The following is a 23947-nucleotide window of genomic DNA, read 5'->3' as shown; positions in this document are numbered from 1 at the left end:
ATCGGTGTCCTACTACGAACCCCCGCCGGTGTCCGGCGGGGGTTCGTTTCAAGCTATTTGCTGGGATCGTCCAGTTTCAGTGTCTGAGCAGTGCTCTTGGACAGTTCCTCGGCAAGCTCAGGATTGTTGTTGAGCGTTACCCCGTAACCGGGCATCATCTCTTGAAGCTTGGCGCCCCAACCCTTGAACTGCTTGGGGAAGCAACGCTGCATCAATTCGATCATGATCGGCACGGCAGTGGATGCTCCCGGCGAGGCACCCAAGAGTGCGCCGATTGAACCGTCGCGACCGGTGATGACCTCTGTACCGAACTGCAAGACGCCGCACTTGGAGGGATCCTTTTTGATGATCTGCACACGCTGACCTGCGGTGATGAGCTCCCAATTGTCTGCTTCGGCTTCCGGAAAGTATTCGCGGAGCGCCTCAACCTTGGAACCACGGTTCTTGGCGACTTCCTTGATCAGGTAGGCGGTCAAGTCCATGTTGTCCTTGGCCACGGCGAGCATAGGAATCAGGTTGCTCGGACGGATGGACAGGGGCAGGTCCCAGAGTGAACCGTTCTTGAGGAAGTTGGTGGAGAAGCCGGCGTAGGGGCCGAACAAGAGTGACCGCTTCCCGTTGACGTATCGAGTGTCCAGGTGGGGCACAGACATAGGCGGTGCGCCAACGGATGCCTGGCCGTAGACCTTAGCGTTGTGCTTTTCTGCCAAGCTGTCGTCGGTGCTGCGGAAGAACTGGCCGGAGACCGGGAAGCCGCCAAAACCCTTGCTCTCTGGGATGCCGGAGGCTTGCAGGAGGTGCAAAGCGCCACCACCGGCACCAACAAACACAAACTTAGCCTTGACTGAGCCGCGTTCACCAGAGTGCATGTGCTTGAGGCCAAGCTGCCAACCGCCGTCGGCCGTGCGCTCAATGCCGGTGACGTCGTGGCCATAGTTGACCTCAACGCCTTCACGCTGGAGGTAGGTGGTCAGCTCGCGGGTCAGGGCGCCGAAGTCTACGTCGGTGCCCTCGGCGGAGCGGGTCGCGGCGATGCGCTGCTTGGAATCGCGGCCGTTGATGACCAGCGGAGCCCACTTACGGATCTGCGCGGGGTCCTCGCTGTATTCCATGCTGCGGAACAAAGTGTTGGGGGAGAGCGCCTCGTAGCGGGTCTTGAGGAAGTTGCTGTGATCCTCACCGATCACAAAGCTCATGTGAGGCACCGTGTGGATGAATCGCTTTGGATCCCCGATCATGCCGTTGCTGACCAAATGAGACCAGAACTGGCGTGACAGCTGGAACTGCTCGTTGATCTTGAGAGCTTTAGCAGGATCCACGGAGCCGTCTTTGGCTTGCGGACTGTAGTTAAGCTCACACAGTGCCGAGTGCCCGGTGCCTGCGTTATTCCAGGGTCCGGAGCTTTCAAGCCCTGCTTCGTCGAGCCGTTCGTACATGGCAATAGTCCATGAGGGCTCGAGCTGTTTGAGGAACGCGCCAAGAGTAGCGCTCATAATGCCGCCTCCAATGAGGACGACGTCGGCGCTGGCGGTCTTGGAAATGAAGGTCACGGTGTTCTCCGATTGCTGCGGCATAAGGCTTTAGCAGAATATCGCCTGCCACCTCTTTACTAAAATTGCCGGCAGGGCTTATTGTGTTAGTTTTACTTGGGTGAAGACTTCGTACAGCACTGGCGACGCCGGGTAGCTAAGGACTCGGTTGGACATCGCTAGGGCTGAAATTGGGTAGGCGATGGGCACCGCGGGGATGTCATCGGCCAACTGCTGGTTGATTGAGGTGTACGCATCTTGACGTTCGGTACCGTCGCTGATGCCGCGGGCGCGGGCAATTTTGCTAAACACTTGAGGCCCTGGGTAGCCAAATTCGCCGTTGGTTTCGCCGAACAGTGGTGCCACAAAATTGTCCGGGTCTGAGTATGCGCCGTTCCAGCCCAGCAAGTGCAGCCCGTGGTCTCCCGGGGACGTTACCTTTTGGACGTAGCCGTCACTCCATTCCACGGGGACAGGCTTGATGTTAAATCCGACGGCGGTCAGCTGGCGAGCGATCTCGGCGTAAATTTTTTCCGGCGTTGGAAGATAGGCGCGCGTAACGTTCAGCGGGTAGTAGAACTTGATCTCTTGGTTCTTGTAGCCACTGACTTTGAGTGCCGTTTTGGCCTTTTCTGGATCGTACCCAAGGCTCGTGGCGCTTGAGTTAAAACCGGAAAGTTTGGCAGGGACAAATTGGGAAGCTTTGGCCGTCCCATCGATGAAGAATTTGCGGATGAGCGTGTCTTTATCAATGGCATACTCAATGGCTTCGCGGACCTTGTAGTTGCCTAGGGGTTCCACCGCCTCGTTGATTCCGAGGTACATCACGGAGAACGGGTCGCGCTGAACGATTTGTTTGCCCTCTTTAACCAGCTGCTGAAAGTTGTCAACGGTGACCAGATCGTAGCCGTCGATTGTGCCACTTTCTAGGGCAGCCAGGCGGGCTTCAGAGCGATCGTAGGTGATGAAGTTCAAAGTGCCGATTTGGCCCTTGTCGCCCCAATAGTCCTCGTTGATCGAAAGGTTCACCTCGGTGGAAGTCCACTTTTTGAGGGTATATGGCCCGGTTCCCACTGGCTGGCGCGCGTAGACGGAGTAGCTGGTACCGTCTGTGGCTTTGACCGGCTGGTCAGCTTTTCCAGCGGCCAAGGCGGTGGGGGAGGAGATGGCAAATGCCGGCGTGGTCAGTGCTTGCAAAAATCCAGTAAACCGCTGGTTCAAGGTGATGGACAGGTGATTGCTGTCTTTTACCGTGCAGCCCTTGTATGTGGATGCTGCGGGTTTATCGGAGAAAGCCTTGAATACGGTGCCGAAGCTGATTCCCGTATGGCTTTTACGTAGCGATTGCGGGAAGTGGTACCAGCGTTCAAAGTTGCTGCACACCGCTGCTGCGTTGAAATCCGTCCCGTCCTGGAACTTGACGTTTTGACGCAGAGTAAAGGAATAGCTCAATCCGTTGTCCGCTTCAGACCATTCGGTGGCCAGGAGCGCGCTGGGTTTCCCGGTGTTCTGGTCCACACCCAGGAGTCCTTCAAGGATTTGGCGTGTCACACGGTATGTTTCCGCGTCGGAGGTGAGCGCGGGATCCAGTCCAAGTGGTTGAGCTGCTGTACCGAAGTTGAAAGTTGCTGTGGGATTAGCAGATGTGGCCTGGCTGCCAGACTCAGTGGGTACCGGTGTAGGGGTCGCCGTGCAAGCGGCGAGAGTCGTTGCCATCAGGCAGACACCTAAGCGCGCAAGAAGTCGCTGGTGTCTGGCTTTAGACAATTGCTCATCACCCCGTCAAGAATTTGCATACCCCGCTCATACGGGATAGTCGTCCTGGGCCGAGGCCTCTTGGTGCGCGAGGTGGGACTTGAACCCACACGCCCGAAAGCACAGGAACCTAAATCCTGCGTGTCTGCCAATTTCACCACTCGCGCTGGTGCTGGTTACCTTGCGGTTTCCAGCATCAAGTGTATCTGCTTTGAAGCGATTCTTTGTCACCGGCTCGACGGCGGTGCTTGAGTTGCCAGATTTGCCTCCTTGGGGCGGGCTATACCTCGGCGATTTTTAGGTCCCGTTGCAGCTTGGCTACGTGTCCTTTGGCCCGTACGTTGTACTGCGCCTGGGTGATAACGCCGTTTTCGTCGAGAACAAAGGTGCTGCGAATGAGCCCTTCGTAGCTTCGCCCGTAGTTTTTCTTTTCACCCCACGTTCCGTAGGCCAGAGCTGCTGCGTGATCCGGGTCAGCCAGCAAGGGGAACTTCAGAGTTTCCGTTGCTGCGAAGGAAATGAGCGCGCTGACCTCATCGGGGGAAATCCCCACAACGTTGTAGCCGGCGTGGCTAAAGGTGTTGAGGCTGTCTTGAAAATCACATGCTTGTTGTGTGCAGGCTGGGGTGGAGGCTGCAGGGTAGAAGTACAGGATGGTGCTTTTGCCGCGGAAGTCGCTGAGGCTGATGGTGTTGCCATGTGAGTCCTGCAGGCTGAAGTCCGGGGCTTGCTGGCCGGGGGTGAGCCGTTCGCTCATGTGGTCCTCCATTTGTTTGCCGAGTGGGTAGATAATGTCCCTTAGTTCCGCGTCAAAACGACATTATCTGCCCATTCGGCGGAGTTGATCGTGAGAACTCGATCGTGAAAACAAGAAAGGCTCCCGAACAGTTGAACTGTTCGGGAGCCTCATCCCTGTGCACCCCCCGGGACTTGAACCCGGAACCCATTGATTAAGAGTCAATTGCTCTGCCAATTGAGCTAGAGGTGCATTACTTTGCAAGTGGCTGAAGAGGCTTTTTGTTCTCTCCGTTGATCTCGCAACGACATGAAACTATACGGGAGTTTTTTTCAAAAGTGAAATCGAGAACCAGCGGGCACTTTCAGTGCAACTTCGGCGGCCAAAACCGCCCGCTGATTCTCAAGGACTTCCTGCCAGAATTACTTTAGAGAGTGTCCCTAGTGGCGGCCCTGGCGAGGCACGCGGAACCCAGCTGCCTCGGCGTGAGCCTCTGAGATAAACCACACATCGGCTGCGGCCTCGTTGTATAAGGGGCTGGACTCGTCGTGATAGATCATGGAGCCAGCGTCACCTTTGACCGTGAAGCCCTCCGGAGCACTGCCGTCCGGGTTAGGCGATGCGGACCCCTCTCCGTACGGCTTATCAACTGCCAAGTGGCCCACCGGCTGAGCGGGTTCAGCTGGTGCGGGGTCAGCCTGAGCGGCCTGGGTCTGTACTGGCTCGGCTTGGCCCCACTGAGTGTGAACTGGTTCAGAATTGCGGGCAGTTTCCTCGGTGATGCCTTCGCCATAGCTACTAGAGTTCCCGGAACTGAGGTTTTCAGATCCTTGAGGCGCAGTAGCCTCCGAGTCATCCTGTTGCGTCGGCGCGGGGGTGCTTGTGGAATCGCTCCATGAGGACTCCCACTTTTCACGATCAGCGGCCTCGTTCTGGGACTGCTGATCGATCTCTTGTTGTTGATCTTCGGTGCTGTCCGGAATGCCAACTTCAGGATCGGATACTTTTGCGGCACTTGCGTCGATGTACGTTTCACTGCCGGCACCCGCGGCGGTATCCCTTGGGTCGTCAGTCACGGGAGTGTCGAAGGTATCAGGAGCGGAGACGCGGGGCTCAGCCAAGGCTGGCTCCTCCAGTGCAGGTTCAGTAAATACAGGCTCTGCTGAAACACCAGGCTCTTCAGAACGGGGTGCCTCGGCCTCTGCAGAAGTGGTGGGCCCAACTGGATCCGCTGGATCCGTGGACTCGTTGACGGCGAAGGATTCTTCGGCTGGAGCGCTCTGTGTTGCGGGAGGTGCTGTGGAAGGCTCCGAGGAAGCGCCAGCTGCCCCGGCCGCGATGATTGGAGCGGCACCGGCAGCGGCCGCTGCTGCGGTGGCACCGGCGTCGGATGTTGGTGTTTGACCTGATGCGGCGCGCACCGCAGAGTCAGCCCTCGTTTCCTGAGGATTGCTGGTGGACTGGTTTGTAGCGCTTTGGCCCGGCAGTGAACTTTGACCCTTGTTCCTGTTCAGCAGCCACCAGACGACGGCGACGATCACAATGATGACGATGACCCAGATAATCCACTCCATAACAGAGCCCTTCTGTTCATTTGGCAGGGTTGCCGTTTCCTCGACGTTACTTCTGCCACTGATGTGTGTCTAGGGAAGCGGGCGCCAGCAGGGATCGGGGCAAGCGCCAGAAGTTGAAAAGCGGCTCCGTGAATGTTGCAAGTCCACAATATGGACGAAACATTGAGGGAATTTCGCGTCATTCGGGCCGCAATGCTGGTGGCTGGTCACCTAGCGGGTATTTCGAGTCATAGACTTCAGACATGAGCGAGGAGAGCACTACAGCAGTAGACAGTAAGCCAGACATCAAGCCGCGTAGCCGTGTTGTCACCGATGGAATTCACGCCGCCCCGGCGCGGGGAATGTTCCGTGCCGTTGGTATGGGTGACGACGACTTCGCCAAACCACAGATTGGCGTTGCCAGTTCGTGGAACGAAATTACGCCGTGCAACTTGTCCCTGAACCGATTGGCCCAGGGTGCCAAGGAAGGCGTTCACGCCGGCGGCGGATTCCCGATGCAGTTCGGGACCATCTCCGTCTCCGACGGTATTTCCATGGGCCACGAGGGAATGCACTTCTCTCTTGTTTCTCGTGAAGTTATTGCCGACTCGGTGGAAACCGTAATGCAGGCAGAACGCATTGATGGTTCGGTCCTTTTGGCCGGTTGCGACAAGTCGCTTCCGGGTATGTTGATGGCCGCCGCGCGCCTAGATCTCGCGAGTGTGTTCCTCTACGCCGGTTCCATCATGCCGGGCTGGGTCAAGCTCGAAGATGGCTCGGAAAAAGAAGTCACCCTGATCGACGCTTTCGAGGCCGTGGGTGCTTGCGCTGCGGGCAAAATGAGCCGAGGGGACTTGGACCGCATTGAACGGGCCATCTGCCCGGGTGAAGGCGCTTGTGGTGGTATGTACACGGCCAACACCATGGCCTGCATTGGTGAAGCCCTTGGTATGTCCCTGCCGGGTTCCGCTGCCCCGCCGTCGGCTGACCGCCGTCGTGATGAATTTGCCCGTAAGTCCGGTGAAGCAGTGGTGAACCTGCTGCGCCTGGGCATTACGGCTCGCGACATCATGACCAAAAAAGCTTTTGAAAACGCAATTGCTGTGACTATGGCCTTTGGCGGTTCCACGAATGCCGTTCTGCACCTTTTAGCTATCGCCCGTGAAGCTGAGGTTGATCTGAACCTTGAGGACTTCAACCGCATCGGCGACAAGATCCCGCACCTGGGCGACCTGAAGCCCTTCGGCCGCTACGTTATGACTGACGTAGACAAGATCGGTGGTGTGCCGGTGATTATGAAGGCACTGCTCGACGCCGGACTGCTGCACGGTGATTGCCTCACCGTCACGGGCAAAACCGTTGCCGAGAACCTCGCGGCGATCAACCCACCGGACGTTGATGGCAAGATCTTGCGCGCCCTTGATAACCCGATCCACAAGACCGGTGGCATCACCATCTTGCACGGTTCGTTGGCTCCCGAAGGTGCCGTTGTCAAGAGCGCAGGCTTTGACGCTGATGTCTTCGAAGGTTCGGCACGCGTCTTCGAGCGTGAACAGGGCGCCCTTGACGCTTTGGACCGCGGCGAAATTCACGCAGGAGACGTTGTAGTTATCCGCTACGAGGGCCCCAAGGGTGGACCGGGCATGCGTGAGATGCTGGCCATCACCGGCGCCATCAAGGGTGCCGGACTGGGGAAGGATGTTTTGCTCCTCACCGATGGCCGTTTCTCTGGCGGAACCACTGGTTTGTGCATTGGTCACGTTGCACCAGAAGCTGTCGACGGCGGCCCGATCGCCTTCGTCAAGGATGGCGACCGGATTCGGGTGGACATTGCCAATCGCAGCTTCGACCTGCTGGTTGATGAGGCCGAGCTCGAATCTCGCAAGGTTGGTTGGGCACCACTTCCGGCAAAGTTCACAAAGGGTGTTTTGGCTAAGTACGCCAAGCTGGTGCACAGCGCATCAACTGGCGCTTACTGCGGCTAGTTCTCCTTGAGCGTCTCTAGCCTGACTGGCTAGCAGTTGTGGCTGTTCCCTGAGCTGGGTGCAGCCACAATTGTGAGCCGGTTGGGTTAGGGGAGTGCCCAATCTGTGGACTATGATGTCCATATAGTGAGACGGCTGATTGGCTCTTTGACAGCCATCTCACTGAGAGGGAAAACTAAACGCATGATCAAGATTGTTTCCGTCGCTTCCGGCGTCGTCGTCCTTATTAAGCGCGTGGCGTTTTAGCCCGATTGGAAACGATCTGTCACGCGCAACCCCTCGAAGAGCCATAAGGCTGAGGGGTTTTTTTGTTCCCGCAGCACCGAAGAAATAACCCAGCATCCATGGTGGATGCACAAAGGAAGAGTCCGATGAGCAAAGGATCGCCCATCAGCCCCACGCTGATGGCTACGAAGTCCGCTGGAGCTGCAAAGGCTCCGGAAAAGTCCGAACGAACGGCTACCCCCGTCGTCGACGCTGCCCACGTCTCTCTTGTACTGGGACCGAACAACGTTGTACCCCCAACGCAAATGACCGGTTCTCAGGCAATCGTCCGCTCGCTCGAAGAACTCGGCGTGGACGACATTTTTGGTTTGCCTGGTGGCGCGATCCTGCCCACCTACGATCCTTTGATGGCTTCCAACATGAACCACGTGTTGGTCCGTCACGAACAAGGAGCCGGCCACGCCGCCGAAGGTTACGCCATGGTTTCTGGACGGGTGGGCGTTTGTATCGCCACCTCCGGCCCAGGCGCCACCAACCTCGTTACCGCAGTGATGGATGCCCACATGGACTCAGTTCCATTGGTGGCAATCACTGGTCAGGTTTCCAGTGCCGTGATTGGAACCGACGCGTTCCAAGAAGCCGACATTGTGGGCATCACCATGCCCATCACCAAGCACTCATTCTTGGTTACTGACCCCAACGACATTCCCCACGTGATGGCCGAAGCCTTCCACTTGGCATCCACCGGACGCCCGGGACCGGTCCTAGTGGACATCGCTAAAGATGCCCAGCAGGGTCAGATGACATTCTCATGGCCGCCGAAGATCGACTTGCCCGGCTACCGCCCCGTATTGCGCGGGCACAGCAAGCAAGTTCGTGAAGCAGCGAAGCTGATTGCCGCGGCTAAGAAGCCAGTTCTCTACGTAGGTGGCGGTGTGCTGAAGGGCCACGCTTGCGAGGAACTTATGGAGCTGGCCGAGGTTACCGGCGCTCCGGTGGTCACTACACTGATGGCCCGCGGAGCCTTCCCGGATTCGCACCCTCAGCATGTAGGTATGCCTGGAATGCACGGTTCGGTTTCCGCCGTCACTGCTCTGCAGCAGTCAGACTTGTTGATCACCCTGGGTGCTCGCTTTGATGACCGCGTTACAGGTGTGCTGTCCACCTTTGCTCCCTATGCAAAGGTGATCCACGCAGACATTGATCCTGCTGAAATCTCCAAAAACCGTCTTGCTGATGTTCCGATTGTGGGCTCCGTGAAGGAGATCATCCCTGAACTCACTGAGGCTGTTCGGGCTCAGAATGAAGCCGACAGCGCTCCGGATTTGGAGAATTGGTGGGCGTTCCTGAATAACCTCAAGGACACTTACCCGCTGGGCTGGACCGAGCCCGAAGATGGCCTCTTGGCTCCGCAGCACGTGATTTCCCGGATTGGTGAACTCACCGGTCCTGATGGGGTTTACGTTGCAGGCGTTGGGCAGCACCAAATGTGGGCTGCGCAGTTCATCAAGTATGAGCGTCCGCATTCCTGGCTGAACTCCGGTGGGGCTGGCACCATGGGCTACTCGGTGCCGGCTGCAATGGGTGCCAAGGTAGGTAACCCGGACCGTGTGGTGTGGGCTATTGACGGCGACGGTTGTTTCCAGATGACCAATCAGGAACTGGCCACTTGTGCCATCAACAACATCCCCATCAAGGTTGCGATCATCAACAACTCTTCACTGGGTATGGTTCGCCAGTGGCAGACTCTCTTCTACGACGGCCGCTATTCCAACACGGATTTGAACACCGGTCACAACACGGTGCGCATTCCGGACTTCGTGAAGTTGGCTGATGCTTACGGTTGCGCCGCTTTGCGTTGCGAGCGTCCTGAGGACATTGACGCGACTATCCAAAAGGCCCTCGAGATCAATGACCGCCCGGTGGTCATCGACTTTGTGGTCAGCCCCAACGCTATGGTGTGGCCGATGGTCCCCTCCGGCGTCAGCAATGACATGATCCAGGTTGCTCGCAACATGACCCCGGAATGGGAAGAAGAGGACTAACCATGCACCGTCACACACTTTCCGTTCTGGTAGAAGACAAACCAGGTGTTCTTACCCGCGTTTCTTCCCTCTTCGCTCGGCGCGCCTTTAACATCAACTCTCTAGCTGTGGGCCCCACCGAAGTTCCCGGGATTTCCCGGATGACAGTAGTGGTCGACGCCGAGGGAGACTTGATCGAACAGGTCACCAAACAGCTCAACAAGTTGGTCAACGTCATCAAGATCGTTGAGCTCACCTCAGAATCTTCCGTGCAACGTGACCACATCCTGGTCAAGGTACGTGCGGACGCCTCAACTCGTCTGCAAGTTACCCAGGCTGCAGATTTGTTCCGCGCTTCAGTGGTCGACGTGTCTACAGACTCGTTGGTTATTGAGGCCACCGGCCACCCGGAGAAGCTCACGGCACTGCTTTCGGTGCTTGAGCCCTTTGGGATCCGCGAAATTGTGCAGTCCGGCACCTTGGCCGTGGGCCGAGGTTCACGCTCCATGAGTGACCGCGCATTACGTTCGGCCTAGCGGCCATACGCTGCGCCTAGCAACACCAAGATTTACGCAGACCAGTAGAAATACAACACTCCAAGGAGACATCCCAGTGACTGAAATGTTTTACGACGACGACGCCGACCTCTCGATCATCCAGGGGCGCAAGGTTGCGATTGTTGGTTATGGTTCTCAGGGCCACGCCCACGCATTGAACCTCCGCGATTCAGGCGTTCAGGTTGCCATTGCCCTCAAGGAGGGTTCGAAGTCGATCGCCAAGGCTGAAGAGGCTGGCTTCCCGGTCAAATCTGTTGCCGATGCAGCCGAGTGGGCTGACGTCATTATGATCTTGGCTCCGGATCAGCACCAGTGCGCCATCTACAACGACTCCATCAAGGACAAGCTGACCCCGGGCAAGGCACTGGCCTTCGCACACGGTTTCAACATCCGCTTTGGTTACATCGAAGCACCCGAGGGTGTTGACGTTATCCTCATCGCTCCGAAGGCTCCGGGACACACGGTTCGCCGCGAATTCGAGGCTGGCCGCGGTATCCCGGACATCATCGCTGTTGAGCAGGACGCTTCCGGTTCAGCATGGGATTTGGCAAAGTCTTACGCCAAGGCCATCGGTGGAACCCGCGCCGGCGTTATCAAGACCACCTTCACCGAAGAGACTGAAACCGACTTGTTCGGTGAGCAGTCAGTTCTTTGTGGTGGTGTATCCCAGCTGGTCCAGTACGGTTTCGAAACCCTGACTGAAGCTGGCTACCAGCCGCAGATCGCCTACTTCGAGGTTCTTCACGAGCTCAAGCTCATCGTTGACCTTATGTGGGAAGGTGGCATCGCCAAGCAGCGCTGGTCCGTCTCTGACACCGCTGAATACGGCGACTACGTTTCCGGCCCGCGTGTCATCACTCCGGATGTCAAGGAAAACATGAAGGCAGTTTTGGCGGACATTCAGTCCGGTGCGTTTGCAAAGCGCTTCATCGATGACCAGGACAACGGTGCTGTGGAGTTCAAGGCACTTCGCGCCAAGGCCGAGTCTCACCCGATCGAATCTGTTGGTCGCGAACTCCGTGCACTGTTCGCATGGAAGCAGACTGACGAGGGCTACGTCGACGGTTCAGCTGCTCGCTAAACGCACGCTGACGCATCAACGCAGTTAACTGATCGGTTAATATTCGGGCGCCATTTAGGTTGCCCGGGGAGAGCCAACTAGGCTTTTTCCCGACGCCGAACTCGGTAAAGATGCCGGGCCCTGCTTCGCCGGGCCCGGCATCTTTGTCTTGGGCAATGTTGCACCAAAACCCCACATGAATAAGAGAGCTAAAGAGGTCACCGGTGACTAACACCAAACCCGTAGTACTCCTCGCCGAGGAGCTTTCCCCCGCTACCGTTGAGGCCCTGGGTCCTGACTTTGAGATCCGCCAGACGGACGGCGCGGACCGCTCCCAACTCCTCTCCGCCATTGCGGACGCTGACGCCATTCTGGTTCGCTCCGCAACGCAGGTGGACGCTGAGGCCATCGCCGCAGCCCCCAATCTGAAAGTAATTGCCCGCGCCGGTGTTGGCCTGGACAATGTTGACATCAAGGCCGCAACCCAGGCTGGTGTGATGGTGGTCAACGCTCCCACTTCCAACATCATCTCCGCAGCGGAACTGACGGTTGGCCACATTTTGAGCTTGGCACGTCACATCCCGCAGGCCAGCTCAGCGCTAAAAAACGGTGAGTGGAAGCGCTCCAAGTACACCGGTATTGAACTCTACGAGAAGAAGATCGGCATCATCGGTTTGGGCCGCATTGGTGCTCTTGTAGCCGCTCGACTGCAGGGGTTTGGCACGGAGATTCTTGCGTACGACCCCTACATCACCTCGGCCCGGGCTCAGCAGCTCGGCGTCAAGCTGGTGACCTTGGATGAGCTCTTGGCGCAGTCTGACTTCGTTACCATCCACATGCCCAAGACTCCCGAGACCGTGGGTATGCTCGGGGCAGATGCCTTCTCCAAGATGAAGTCCACAGCCTATGTGGTCAACGTTGCCCGTGGTGGTTTGGTGGATGAGGCAGCACTCTTTGAAGCTTTGCAGGATGGCAGCATTGCTGGCGCTGGGGTGGATGTTTTTGTGAAGGAACCCAGCACCGACTTGCCGTTCTTCACTTTGGACAACGTTGTAGTTACCCCGCACTTGGGTGCTTCTACCGATGAAGCTCAGGAAAAGGCTGGCATCTCGGTTGCCAAGTCAGTCCGTCTCGCTTTGGCCGGTGAGCTAGTGCCCGACGCCGTTAACGTCGCCGGTGGTGTAATCGCCGAGGATATTCGCCCGGGTATCCCGTTGATTGAAAAGCTCGGCCGTATTTTTACAGCTCTCACGCACGCTTCGCTCACCCAGATTGACGTTGAAGTTGCCGGCGAGATTGCTGCCTTGGACGTCAAGGTTTTGGAATTGGCCGCCCTTAAGGGTGTGTTCGCTGACGTTGTTTCCGAGCAAGTCTCTTACGTCAACGCGCCGGTCATTGCGGAGCAGCGCGGCATCAACACACGTCTGATCACCAGTAGCGATGTGGACGATTACCGCAACGTTTTGACCTTGCGTGGCGCACTCAGCGACGGCTCACAGATTTCTGTAGCAGGCACCTTGACCGGTCCCAAGCAGATTGAAAAGCTGGTCAGCGTTAACGGTTATGACGTTGAGATTCCCATCACTGACCACTTGGTAGTTGTTGCTTACACCGACCGTCCCGGCGTGATCGGTACCATCGGCCACATTTTTGGGATGAACAACATCAACATTGGTGGCATGCAGGTAGCACGCCACAACGAGGGCGGCCAGGTTATGGCTCTGCTCACGGTGGATACTTCAGTTCCTCAGCAGGTTCTGGATGCCATCAAGGTTGGTATTGGGGCCGAGATGGTTCGCGAAGTGGACCTCGAAAGCTAAGCTTCACCGTTTTGTGACAAACACTCTTGTGGCCGGTCTGCCTACAATAGCTGCGTCTGTTCTTCAGGCACGGCTGGCAGGCCGGCCATAAGTTCTGCACCACCACCGCAATATCAGTACCCCGTTCTTGGCAAGAAGCGCGGGGACCGCTGGCACGTGCGCCCGCAATCCAGGTCCCAGGGAGTCCCATGAACGCCGTTGAGAGGTTCATCAGGAGCCGAGTGCTGCTGTTGACCGCGGCCATTTTGATCGTAGCTATGGCGTTGTCTGTGCTGGTTCAGGGCCAGTCGCAGGCGGCTCTGGGTAAAACCGTGGACCAGAATTCGCGCGGCATTTATGACATTTTGGTGCAGGCGCCAGTTGATTCTAAGAGTGCCCCCACCGCAAGTGATACGGCGGCATCCGGCCAGGACGCTACACCAGCAACTGGCACGGAATCCTCAGGCACAGAAGCTGGCAAGGACACCAGCACCTTGATGGAGCCGGACATCGCCAATGGCCAAGGCGGCATCAGCTTTGATCAGCTGGATAAGATCCGCAAGCTTAACGGCTCCGCCGTGGCAGCACCGATCTCCTTAGTCTCTCGAGTCACTCAAAACCTTGAAACACCTCGCTTGGACGCCATGGACTACTTGGGGTTTAACCAGGGCCTGGCAGGTTCACGCACTAGCGGGAACCCCGGCGCTGTAGATGGTTCAAAGTGGCCAGCTGCTGAGTCTGTTCTTCCTGAATCACCCACCAAGTACCGGATTACCGCCTCGGCAACAAGCGGCGATGGGGTTTCAATCAAGGAACTTTTTAAGACCAGCGCCGAGGGTTCCTTGTCCAAAGCAAAGATTGTTGAAGAGAACACGGCTGGCGGCAAAAGCGTTCGTATTGAAGCAGCAGTAGGGGAGTCCGGGATCAAGTTCCCTTCCCCCGCAGGCGGCTCCTCACACAACCTCTTTAATCTCTCTATTTCCTTGCCTATGGCGCCGGAAATCACCGAGTCAGTGGTCGCCGTCGATCCTGCTGCCGAGCGCGCTCTGCTGGGCAGCGCTGGTGATTTTTTGGCACCGCTTGAAAAGGCGCCCCCGGCAGATGGCCGTAACGCTGGCTCGATTGGCCGGTACTTTCAACAGCGCTTGTCCAGCGGCATGAGCCAAGAAGACCTAGACCAGGGGCCAGACTTTTTGGGCCAGCGGATGAAGTACTGGGCGCCGATGATGTTCCAGTACGAGGCAGCAGTTCGGGCCAAGCAGCTCAGCGATGACTCACAGGCCATCCCGCTCATTGTCCGTTCCGGTACGTCTCTGGATCTGAACTACAACGTTAAGATTGAGCAACTTGATGACTCGGGCAACGTGGTTAAGGACATTGGTACCGTCACAAAGTCTCTTGATAAGGACTATTTGCCGTTCGTTTCGCGTGAGCCCTTTGTTTTGGACTGGCCGGGCGGAACAGACCACTCGGAATTGCTTGGCAGCACTTCAAGCTTTGGTGCGGGTCTTTATGATCCGGCAACGTGGAGCACTAACTTTGCTGGCGCCCCCTTATACAAGGCTGCCACTGCCACCGATGATGGTGCGCAAAAGTCTGCAGTTCCGGGCGAATGGTTGACCGTTAACGGGCTGCCGCAAACCGGTTTGGACGGCTCCACTGTGGACCAGTCGCAGCGCACACCAGTCCAGGAGCGTTCTTACCGCAAGGATCTTGCAACCGGTGGCACCAAAGCCACCCCATTGCCGATGGTTTATGGAACCTTTGACCCCGAGCAGGTCAAGGCCGCTGCCGGTGACGTTAACCGGTTGCCGTTGGGTGGTTACGATCCCGTGCCGTACACGCTGACCAAGGATGCTGAAGGTAAAACCGTTGAACAAGCCCAGCTGAAGCCTTCGCTCAGCGCCGCCGGTTTGGCGAGCCAGTCCGCTGGTGCCATCACCGATTACTACGGTCTTGCAGCGGCTCGTGGATACACCGAAAACGCTGATGTGATTGACGCTGTGCGTGTTCGTTCCTCCGCGCAGGGCGGCTGGAAAGAAGCCGGTCCGGCGATTGAAAAGCTTGCCCAGCAAATCCGCGGCATGGGCCTTCAAGCCACTGTGGTGGCCGGTTCCGCCCGTGAAGAAGTCAGTATTTTTGTCCCCGGGTACTCCAAGAACGACGCCGGCGAGGAAAGTCCCTTGGGCACCGTTGAACAGTCATGGGTGCGTCAGTCAGCGGCCGACGCCGTTACCGCCTCGCTCTCGGCAACCAACCTCACGCTGTTGTTCTTGACCCTGATTGGTGCCACCCTGCTGACCGCAGCTGCCACCGTCAGTTATGTTCGTCTGCGCCGGCGTGAAGCTGGCATTTTGCGGGCCATGGGTTGGAACCAAAAACGGATCCGGTCTTGGGTTCTGCAAGAGTTTGGGGTGGGGGCTGCCGCACTGGCAGTCGCTGGTCTGATCCTCAGCCTGTTGAGCTGGAATCTGGCCACGGTGCTGGTCTCCGCCACCGTTTTGGTGATTTACGTTGTTGCTGCATTCCTTGCCGCTCAGCAGTTGCGTCACCGCCCTCACATTGATCAAGAGGTAGCTGGTGAGGACGGCTTGATCACGGTTGATTCGCCCCTGACCTTCGCCAACCGGCAGCTTAAAACCAATCGCTTTAACACCGTTTCTTTGGCCCTTGCCGTGGGTGTGTTTGGTGCGGCTGCAGGAGCTCTTGTGGCTGTCCTGATTGACTTGCCCCGGGCCGCCGGGTCCAGTGCCCTGGGCGGTGTGGCGCTGGCGAGCGTGATTGTTCCCAGCATCATCCTTGCCGTGGCCGGTGTAGCAGTTGGCCTTTTGCTGACCATCGTTACTGGCCGCTTTGAACTCAGCGCTAAACGCGGCTATCTGGGTACTCTCAAAGCGATGGGTTGGAACCCGGACATGCTCCGGCAGGTTCACTTCTTTGAAAACGCTCTGGTGGGTGCCTACGCCGTTCCTATCGGCGCATTGGGTGCTGCCGCCGTTGGCCTTCTTCTGGCTCCCTACGCCGCGATCTGGGCCGGTGTTGCTGGCCTTCTGGCCGTGGTCCTTTGGGTTCCCATCGCCACAAAGGTAGTCCGTTGAGCACCACTGATCCGTTGAATCCCCAGCAACCGCAAACCCCGGTAGCCACCACGCCTCACTCAGCCCAGGAGATCCCCGTGCAGGAGCAGTCCACCCCGGAAACCACCGCCGAAGTTCGTGTAGAGCCTGCGTTGCAGACGCGGGCAAACACCATCATTCGCACCGAGGATCACGGCACACCCTTGCAGTTGCAGGACATCACCATCCGTTACGGCGGTGAGCGTGGCGGCGCTGAGCCGGTGACCGTCGTCGAACATTTTAACCTGACCCTGCACGCCGGTGAGATGCACTGTGTTGCCGGCCGAAGCGGTTCCGGTAAAACCAGTATTCTCACCGTTAGCGCCGGGCTGACCGTGCCGAACAGCGGTGGTGTGTTCTGGGAGGGTGACCCTCTAGAGTCAATGAACGACGACGAGATCGCCGACCGTCGCCGCGAACTGATTGGTTACGTGGATCAGGGCGGTGCCTTGATTGACGGGATGAGCGCCTTGGAGAACGTGCTGCTTCCTGCAGTGCCGGATGGGGAAGTGGAACAGCGCCGCGAAATGGCGAAGGACCTCCTTGACCTCGTGGGCCTGGGCCGGCGTATGCGTCACCGCCCCGCGCAACTTTCCGGTGGTGAGCGCCAACGTGTAGCTATTGCACGAGCCCTGATTTTGGGTACCCGTGTTCTGGTGGTGGACGAGCCCACCGCCAGCCTGGACCGCGCCTCGGCGAACAAAATTATTGGTATTTTGAAGGACACCACTAAGGACGGAATTTCTGTTCTAGTGGCCTCGCATGACCATGAATTGATCCGGCTCGCAGACACTATGACCGAGCTCATTTAGCATTCCCGCATCAGCAGAACCAGCAAACAAGGTAACTTCATAACGTGACGCACGCAGAAAAGCCCCCGTTTTATATCACCACGGCCATCACCTATCCCAATGGTGTGCCGCACATCGGTCACGCTTACGAGTACATCGCCACCGATGCGATGGCCCGGTTCAAGCGTTTGGACGGTCATGAGGTGATGTTCCTGACCGGGACCGACGAGCACGGTATGAAAATTGCCCAGGCTGCTGAAAAAGAAGGCATTACGCCTCAAGAGCTGGTGGACCGTAATGCCGATATTTATAAGGCTACCCACGCTGCACTGGGTATCAGCTACGACCGGTTTATTCGCACCACGGATGCCGATCACAAAGCTGCGTCTCAGGCAATTTGGCAGAAGATGGAAGCCAACGGCGACATCTACCTGGACAAATACGAGGGATGGTACTCGGTCCGTGACGAGGCGTACTACGGTGAAGACGAGACCGAGCTGCGTGAAGACGGCAAAAGGTATTCCAAGGAAACCGACACCGAACTGACGTGGACTGCCGAGGAGAGCTACTTCTTCCGCCTCTCGGCTTACCAGGACAAGTTGCTGGCGCTCTACGAGGAGCAGCCGGAGTTTGGTGCCCCGCGTAGCCGGTTCAACGAGGTCATCTCTTTTGTCAAGAGCGGGCTTGAAGATCTCTCCATCAGCCGTACCACTTTTGACTGGGGCGTCCCGGTTCCGGGCAATGACAAGCACGTGATGTACGTGTGGGTTGATGCTCTGACCAACTACCTCACCGGTGTGGGTTACCCGGATATTGATTCGGAGAAGTTCAAGAAGTTCTGGCCAGCCGATGTTCACGTGATCGGTAAGGACATTTCGCGCTTCCACGCGATCTTCTGGCCAGCCTTTTTGATGAGTGCCGGGATTGAACTGCCCAAGCGCGTGATGATCCACGGCTTTTTGCACAACAACGGTGTAAAGATGTCCAAGTCTTTGGGTAACGTGGTGGCCCCGGCGGACTTTGTGGAACAGTATGGTCTGGACCAGGTGCGCTACTTCTTTTTGCGTGAGGTGCCCTTTGGCGCCGACGGTAACTACAATCACGAGGCAATCGTTGGCCGCATGAACGCCGACTTGGCCAATAACTTCGGCAACCTAGCACAGCGTTCACTCTCCATGGTGGCGAAAAACTGTGAAGGTAAAGTGCCGGTCCCTGGCGCTTTCACCGAGGCAGACAATACGATCTTGGCCCAGGCGCAGGGATTGTTGGAAACAGTTCGCGCTGCCTTTGAGAAGCAAGAATTCAGCCGTGCCCTTGAGGCCATCTGGCTGGTTCTGGGCGAGACCAACGCGTACTTCGCTGATCAGGCTCCGTGGGTTCTGCGCAAGACTGACCTCGAGCGTATGAACACCGTGCTGTACGTGACTCTTGAGGTGGTTCGCCGGGTGGCTATTTTGACCCAGCCGGTGATGCCTTCAGCGTCGGTCAAACTGCTCGAGACCTTGGGCCAAGCATCCGAGGAATCTCGGTTGTTTACGGCCTTGGACACTGCCTTGGTTGCAGGCACTGAGTTGCCCGCTCCGGCGCCGATCTTCCCGCGTTACGAAGAGCCGGCGGCATAGCTCTCTCGCTACACTTTGCTGGGCAGGGTGCATACTCCGGAATACAAAGGGAGTGTGCACCCGTCCTCATTTAAGATGGGTAATAGTTTACGCATAAGTGATCTTTGGGGGTAAAGTATTACCCATGGGACGTCGAGAGCTTGGTCTAACCCGCACTGCGGAGGATGCGGTCACGGTGCTCGGACAGCAAATTCGGATGGCGCGTGCTGCGCGAGGTATGACAGCTGAACACCTCGCGGGCGCAGCTGGGATTACGCGGAAAACACTGGCAGCCATCGAGAATGGAAGCGCGGCCAGCAGCATCGGCAACGTCTTAAACGTTGCGTCGATCGTTGGTGTCCCATTGTTCGGGGTCGAGGACCCCAGCGAACTTATCGCGCTCCGTCGGCGAGGCGAGGAACGCCTCGCATTGTTGCCCGCACGTGTGGACCAGAAGCGAAAGGACGACGGCGATGGCCTCGACTTCTGACATCTATGTGTGGGTCTGGTTGCCCGAGGAGACGGCGCCGGTGCCCGCTGGCCGACTTCGAGAACGTGGGCCAGGTCAGTTTTCCTTCGACTATGGCCGGCGGTACCTCGAGCGCCACAACGCTATCTCTCTGGCTCCAACCCTCCCGCTATCCGAGCAAACGTTCGGGCCAACTGGTTCAATGGGGCTGCCTGGTGCTCTGCGCGACGCATCACCAGATGCGTGGGGCCGTCGAGTCGTTCAGTACAAAGTCACCGGTGACCGAGGTGAGACCGCCGACACCGGTGACCTTGATGAACGAACATACCTCTTGAATTCTGGCTCTAACCGCTTTGGTGCCATCGATTTTCAAGGATCAGTCACCGACTACATCCCGCGGGCTTCGGCTTCCGCGCCTCTGGAAACTCTTCTCAATGCGGCAGACTTGATTGAAGCCGGAGACGATCTGCCATTCGAACTCGAGCGTGCGCTTCTGAGCGGTACAGCGATGGGTGGGGCGCGCCCGAAGTCGGTAATCGAGGACTCTGGTCGCGAGTACATCGCGAAGTTCACGGCGTCCAATGATCACTTCCCAGTGGTCGGGGCAGAAGCGGCGGGCATGTTCCTGGCCGAGAAAGCCGGGCTCACCGTTGCTCGAACCCGGGTCGAGCGCGTTCTGGGCCGGACTGTCCTACTGGTCGAGCGGTTTGACCGAACGGAAGGGGGAGGGCGCATCCTTGCGGCAAGCGCACTGACCCTCACCGGCTTGGACGAACTGCAGGCGCGTAGCGGCAGCTATGTCGAGTTCCTGGACGTACTACGCAGCCACGGTGCGCCAGCGGGTACTGCCTACGAGCTGTTCGCACGCATCGCTTTCAACATGCTGATCTCCAACTCTGATGACCACCTTCGGAACCATGCGGCGCTCTGGGACGGATCTGTAGCAACGCTCAGCCCCGCCTATGATTTGTCACCAATGCGGCGAAGCGGAGAGACAGCTTCGCAGGCCATCGCCTATGACAGGAATGGAACAAGGCGGAATAACGTAGCTGACCTCATCGCTGTCCGCAGTCTCTATGACCTGACCAGAGAGCAGGCCAACAGCATCGTTGCCCGAATTGAAGACACAATCCGGCAGTACTGGGATCAAGCTGCAGACTTCGGCCTGCTGACCGGCGCCGACAAACGCCTCCTGTGGGAGCGACAATTTCTCAATCCCGGAACCCTGTACGGTTTCCGGGATCGGTGATCCTGCTCAGCGTGGGCTAGGCCGGAGAGCCTGTTCTCACTGGCGATAATTCTTCAATTTCTCCCAGACAGACTCCGGAAAAACGCCAAGTAGCCGGCCTCGGGTGGGAAACCCAAGACCGGCTACCAACAGAGGCGGTTAGAGCGTGGCCAGCCCGGCCACCGGGGACAGCCGTGAAGCACGACGCGCGGGAATCACACTCGCGAGCAGTGCGGCACCGAGGGCCACACCAATCACCGCGAGCAGTTGCCACACCGGAATCATCAGCGGCACGGCACCGAGGGCGCCCAGCGCCGATTTGGCACCAAGCCAGCCGAACGTCACTCCCAGCACGGTTCCGAGCAGGGCGGCAACCCCGGCAATCAGCACCCCTTCCAGGGCCAACATGGCTCGCAACTGCCCGCGAGTAAGGCCAAGGGCCCGCAGTAGCGAGTTCTCTCGCGTTCGCTCAAGGACCGAAAGTGAGAGTGTGTTGGCAACACCGATCAGTGCAATCACCACCGCCACGGCCAGCAAAGCAGTGACCACCAGCAGTAGGACGTCGATGATCTGGTTGAACGTTGCCCGCTCCAGGGCAGCGCCGGAGACCAGCGAATCGGAGACCTTCAGGGTTGAAGCCACCGAGGATTGGACCTCACGCATTTGGTCCGTGGACAGCGAATCGCTCAGCTCGAGCCACAGCATCGATTTGTTCGCGGTCTCGGCAATAGCGGAGGGTTCAGCCTTGACCGGTGGAACCCCAGCGCCCGTGCCCGTGCTGGCAATTTTCGCGGCATCCGAGGCTTGAATCATCGGATCAATCTGCCGGCTTTTGAGCACCACGGCCTTCAGCGTGACAGAACCGCCAGGTCCCTCCACCACAACAGGATCAGGCGCGGATCCTTCGGGCAGCAGGATGGTTCCGGCAGCCACCACAAGCGTTTTGTCCCGCAAGACCGCGGCGGCATCGGCGTCAGACATACTCCACACGCGGAACTGCGCGCCGGCCTGGGTGCCAACACCTGCACCATGAACGACGCCGACACTTGCCACACCGTCCAGCTTCGCCACCGCATCTGCCTGAGCAGTTGTGTAGGCCTTGCCACTTGGCTGAACCGCCATGTCTACCGGGTAGTTCTGGGACAACACCGAACTGAAAGCTTCACGTGAGGACGCAGCCCCGGACATCATCATGGTTACCAGCGTGACGCCAATCAGCAAAGCCGTTGCGGTGGACGTTGTCCTGCCCGGGTTGCGGATGGAGTTCAGCGCGGCGAGCCGGCCGGGAACACCCGTGGGCCGGACCAACACACCAACGGCGGAGACGAGTCGCGGCACAATGAGTGTGCTGCACAGCAGGATTCCTAAGAAGCTGAAGATCCCGCCGGGTAGTGCAATGAGCAGTGTGTTCATCACAGCCCCGAAGACCAGCAGTGGCACACCGATCACGAGCAACAGGATTCCAAGTCCAAGCCGGAACCTACCTGCCCGGTTCCCAATGCTGGGTGCGTCAGCCGGGCGCAGGGCTGCAAGCGGTGCAACAGCTGTGGCTGCGCGGGCCGGAATCAGCGCCGCCATAACGGCCATCAACGTCCCGGTAGCCAACCCGGCGATAACTGCCGACGGCGGTACGGCCAAGGTAGCGAAGCTTCGCTCAGGATCAGTTTTGGCCCAGGCAATCAATGCGGCCATCAGTCCGGTCCCGGCAAGAACTCCCAGGATCGAGGAGATCAGCCCAACTACCGTGGCCTCCACCAAAACGGAAGCTCGGATTTGGTTCTTCTGCGCCCCCAGGCATCTCAAGAGTGCCAGTTCACGCGTGCGTTGGGCGATGAGGACTGAGAACGTATTGCTCACTACTAGGGCCGCAACCACCATGGCCACCACGGCGAATGCCAACAAGATAATGGTCAGTTGATCTTCTCCGCCGCTCATGGCTTTCACTTGGTTAATGGCTAGTTGCTCAGGTGTGGTGATAGCGGCTCCCGCAGCGCCGGCTTTTGCTAGGGCTGCGGTGAGTGGTCCGCGCACGCTGTCTGAGACCGTTTCAGCCGCGGCCTGCACTTGAAGGGTGGAGATCGGGACGGCAATGCCATTGGCAATGGTATTCAGCACAGTTTGGGCGGCCACTACTGACGAGGCCCCAGCGGAGAAGGGATCAGCTTGGGGTTTCAGCGTTCCGGTGACCTTCACCGCAAGTGTTGAGTCGATTCCTTTCTGACGCAAGTGCACGGTGCTGCCCAGAGCTATGCCGTAGCGGGACGCAGTTTTGGCATCAACGGCAATCTCGGCACCACCGCGTGGCATGGAGCCGGACGCGAGCCGTGCAGATTCGAGCCCGGGTGGGGCGGCGTTACGCACCATCGCCAGTACGGTTCCGGAAGTACTTGTTACTGCGCCGTCCAGCACCATCTCGGTGGCGAGCTGCTGCTGGCCATACGCAGCTTCAATACCAGGAACCGCCAGTGCGGCAGCTACGGCGGAATCTGGCAGCGGTGTGCTGCTTGAGGGCGTTACCACCAATGACGCTTTCCGGTAGGACTCGCCAACGCTCGCAGTGAGGGAGGCTTTGGTGCTCGCATTTACCATCAGCGTGGTGGCCAAGAATGCCACAGCCAACATAATCGCCAAGCCGACGGCGATGAATCGGCGTGCGTTGGAACGCAATTGGGAGAGCGCTATCTGGAGCATCAGGCACCCAACCGGGCTAGGGCGGACAAGACTGAATCGCTGGTGGGGTCTTGAATTTGACCTACCAATTCGCCGTCGGACATTAACACCACACGGTCGGCGTAGCTGGCTGCCACTGGATCGTGGGTGACCATAATGATGGTCTGGCCCAGCTCTTGGGTGCTGCGGCGCATCAGCGCGAGGACTTCGCCGCCCGAGCGGGAATCGAGGTTTCCAGTGGGCTCGTCGCCGAAGATGACTTGCGGGCGGGTGAGTAGCGCGCGGGCCACTGCAACACGCTGCTGCTGACCGCCGGAGAGCTCGTGAGGGCGGTGCTTGAGGCGGTCGCCCAGACCCAGAGTCGTGACCACAAAGTCGAACCACTCTGTGTCCGTAGGGGCACCGGCTAGTGACAGCGGCAGGGTGATGTTTTGTTCCGCGGTGAGGCTGGGGACAAGATTAAAGGCTTGGAAAACGAAGCCGATGTTTTCCCTGCGCAACTTGGTCAGTCGAGCGTCATTGAGCGTAGTGAGGTCCGTCCCGCCTAGCACCACGGAGCCGGAGTCAGCCGTGTCCAAACCAGCCAGCAAATGCATCAGCGTGGATTTGCCCGAGCCTGACGGCCCCATGATGGCAGTGAATTTACGGGCTTCGAAGCTGACGTTGACGTTTTTGAGGGCGAGGACGCGGGTATCGCCGCTGCCATAACTTTTGTTGAGGTTGATGGCAGCAACTGCCGGTGCGTTGGGGCCTAGCTCAGACGGGTTAGGCGCGGCCGCTGGGGATGCGGACTGCGTTGGTAGTGGAGTTGAGTACTCAAGGTCGCGGTTCATACTTCAACGCTAAATT

At 58.2% G+C, this 23947-nt stretch carries 16 protein-coding genes and 2 tRNA genes; 10 read left to right on the top strand and 8 right to left on the bottom strand.

Going from position 1 to position 23947, the window contains the following annotated elements; translation table 11 throughout:
* Positions 1–53: 53 nt before the first annotated feature.
* From ACQQCD_RS10785 to ACQQCD_RS10760, 6 genes are all read right to left on the bottom strand, one after another.
* Positions 54–1550: a malate:quinone oxidoreductase gene (locus tag ACQQCD_RS10785; RefSeq protein ID WP_430268385.1), complete on the bottom strand. Its 1497-nt coding sequence runs from the start codon at positions 1548–1550 to the stop codon at positions 54–56.
* Between the two features lie 78 nt (positions 1551–1628).
* Entirely contained in the window at positions 1629–3245 is a 1617-nt protein-coding gene (locus tag ACQQCD_RS10780; protein ID WP_430268384.1) for an ABC transporter substrate-binding protein, read from the bottom strand.
* 121 nt (positions 3246–3366) lie between these two features.
* Positions 3367–3451, bottom strand: a tRNA-Leu gene (locus tag ACQQCD_RS10775).
* Positions 3452–3564: 113 nt separating this feature from the next.
* Positions 3565–4041 (bottom strand): thioredoxin-dependent thiol peroxidase, encoded by a 477-nt coding sequence (bcp, locus tag ACQQCD_RS10770; RefSeq protein ID WP_430268383.1) that lies wholly within the window; start codon positions 4039–4041, stop codon positions 3565–3567.
* A 158-nt stretch (positions 4042–4199) separates the two neighbouring features.
* A tRNA-Lys gene (locus tag ACQQCD_RS10765) sits at positions 4200–4272 on the bottom strand.
* Positions 4273–4460: 188 nt separating this feature from the next.
* Positions 4461–5594: a hypothetical protein gene (locus ACQQCD_RS10760; protein ID WP_430268382.1), complete on the bottom strand. Its 1134-nt coding sequence runs from the start codon at positions 5592–5594 to the stop codon at positions 4461–4463.
* Positions 5595–5836: 242 nt separating this feature from the next.
* Here ACQQCD_RS10760 and ilvD point away from each other — a divergent pair, with 242 nt between their 5' ends.
* The 10 genes from ilvD (at position 5837) to ACQQCD_RS10710 (ending at position 20449) form a co-directional block, all read left to right on the top strand.
* Entirely contained in the window at positions 5837–7558 is a 1722-nt protein-coding gene (gene ilvD / locus ACQQCD_RS10755; protein ID WP_430268381.1) for a dihydroxy-acid dehydratase, read from the top strand.
* A 371-nt stretch (positions 7559–7929) separates the two neighbouring features.
* Entirely contained in the window at positions 7930–9828 is a 1899-nt protein-coding gene (locus tag ACQQCD_RS10750) for an acetolactate synthase large subunit (RefSeq protein WP_430268380.1), read from the top strand.
* 2 nt (positions 9829–9830) lie between these two features.
* Positions 9831–10343 (top strand): acetolactate synthase small subunit, encoded by a 513-nt coding sequence (gene ilvN / locus ACQQCD_RS10745; protein ID WP_430268379.1) that lies wholly within the window; start codon positions 9831–9833, stop codon positions 10341–10343.
* Between the two features lie 76 nt (positions 10344–10419).
* Positions 10420–11445 (top strand): ketol-acid reductoisomerase, encoded by a 1026-nt coding sequence (gene ilvC / locus ACQQCD_RS10740; protein ID WP_430268378.1) that lies wholly within the window; start codon positions 10420–10422, stop codon positions 11443–11445.
* A 203-nt stretch (positions 11446–11648) separates the two neighbouring features.
* The gene (gene serA, locus ACQQCD_RS10735; RefSeq protein WP_430268377.1) at positions 11649–13244 is read left to right on the top strand and encodes a phosphoglycerate dehydrogenase; all 1596 of its coding nucleotides are present in this window, start codon (positions 11649–11651) and stop codon (positions 13242–13244) included.
* 188 nt (positions 13245–13432) lie between these two features.
* Complete coding sequence (locus ACQQCD_RS10730; protein WP_430268376.1) at positions 13433–16321, top strand: FtsX-like permease family protein; 2889 nt, start codon at positions 13433–13435, stop codon at positions 16319–16321.
* 77 nt (positions 16322–16398) lie between these two features.
* Complete coding sequence (locus ACQQCD_RS10725) at positions 16399–17151, top strand: ABC transporter ATP-binding protein (RefSeq protein ID WP_430268411.1); 753 nt, start codon at positions 16399–16401, stop codon at positions 17149–17151.
* 44 nt (positions 17152–17195) lie between these two features.
* The gene (gene metG / locus ACQQCD_RS10720) at positions 17196–18752 is read left to right on the top strand and encodes a methionine--tRNA ligase (protein ID WP_430268375.1); all 1557 of its coding nucleotides are present in this window, start codon (positions 17196–17198) and stop codon (positions 18750–18752) included.
* Positions 18753–18876: 124 nt separating this feature from the next.
* Entirely contained in the window at positions 18877–19221 is a 345-nt protein-coding gene (locus ACQQCD_RS10715) for a helix-turn-helix transcriptional regulator (protein ID WP_430268374.1), read from the top strand.
* Positions 19205–20449 (top strand): type II toxin-antitoxin system HipA family toxin, encoded by a 1245-nt coding sequence (locus ACQQCD_RS10710; RefSeq protein WP_430268373.1) that lies wholly within the window; start codon positions 19205–19207, stop codon positions 20447–20449. Before ACQQCD_RS10715 ends, ACQQCD_RS10710 begins: the two co-directional genes overlap by 17 nt.
* A gap of 138 nt (positions 20450–20587) precedes the next feature.
* On the opposite strand, the gene ACQQCD_RS10705 is transcribed toward ACQQCD_RS10710, so the two are convergent.
* Positions 20588–23119 (bottom strand): FtsX-like permease family protein, encoded by a 2532-nt coding sequence (locus tag ACQQCD_RS10705; RefSeq protein ID WP_430268372.1) that lies wholly within the window; start codon positions 23117–23119, stop codon positions 20588–20590.
* Positions 23119–23931, bottom strand: a complete 813-nt coding sequence (locus tag ACQQCD_RS10700) for an ABC transporter ATP-binding protein (protein WP_430268371.1) — start codon at positions 23929–23931, stop codon at positions 23119–23121. The genes ACQQCD_RS10705 and ACQQCD_RS10700 overlap by 1 nt, the downstream gene beginning before the upstream one ends.
* Positions 23932–23947 lie beyond the last annotated feature (16 nt).

Origin of the sequence: Pseudarthrobacter sp. J1763 (genome assembly GCF_050490295.1) — a bacterium.
Lineage (GTDB): Bacteria > Actinomycetota > Actinomycetes > Actinomycetales > Micrococcaceae > JBNPEO01.
Note: the sequence above shows the minus strand (reverse complement) of the source record. Positions and strands in the feature narration are given on the sequence as shown.

Excerpts from the sequence above, each read along its gene's own strand:
- ilvN (WP_430268379.1), top strand. The coding sequence starts at position 9,831 with ATGCACCGTCACACACTTTCCGTTCTGGTAGAAGACAAACCAGGTGTT.
- ACQQCD_RS10705 (WP_430268372.1), bottom strand. The coding sequence starts at position 23,119 with ATGCTCCAGATAGCGCTCTCCCAATTGCGTTCCAACGCACGCCGATTC.
- ACQQCD_RS10750 (WP_430268380.1), top strand. The coding sequence starts at position 7,930 with ATGAGCAAAGGATCGCCCATCAGCCCCACGCTGATGGCTACGAAGTCC.
- ACQQCD_RS10710 (WP_430268373.1), top strand. The coding sequence starts at position 19,205 with ATGGCCTCGACTTCTGACATCTATGTGTGGGTCTGGTTGCCCGAGGAG.
- ilvD (WP_430268381.1), top strand. The coding sequence starts at position 5,837 with ATGAGCGAGGAGAGCACTACAGCAGTAGACAGTAAGCCAGACATCAAG.
- ACQQCD_RS10730 (WP_430268376.1), top strand. The coding sequence starts at position 13,433 with ATGAACGCCGTTGAGAGGTTCATCAGGAGCCGAGTGCTGCTGTTGACC.
- ACQQCD_RS10780 (WP_430268384.1), bottom strand. The coding sequence starts at position 3,245 with ATGGCAACGACTCTCGCCGCTTGCACGGCGACCCCTACACCGGTACCC.
- ACQQCD_RS10715 (WP_430268374.1), top strand. The coding sequence starts at position 18,877 with ATGGGACGTCGAGAGCTTGGTCTAACCCGCACTGCGGAGGATGCGGTC.
- ACQQCD_RS10700 (WP_430268371.1), bottom strand. The coding sequence starts at position 23,931 with ATGAACCGCGACCTTGAGTACTCAACTCCACTACCAACGCAGTCCGCA.
- ACQQCD_RS10760 (WP_430268382.1), bottom strand. The coding sequence starts at position 5,594 with ATGGAGTGGATTATCTGGGTCATCGTCATCATTGTGATCGTCGCCGTC.
- bcp (WP_430268383.1), bottom strand. The coding sequence starts at position 4,041 with ATGAGCGAACGGCTCACCCCCGGCCAGCAAGCCCCGGACTTCAGCCTG.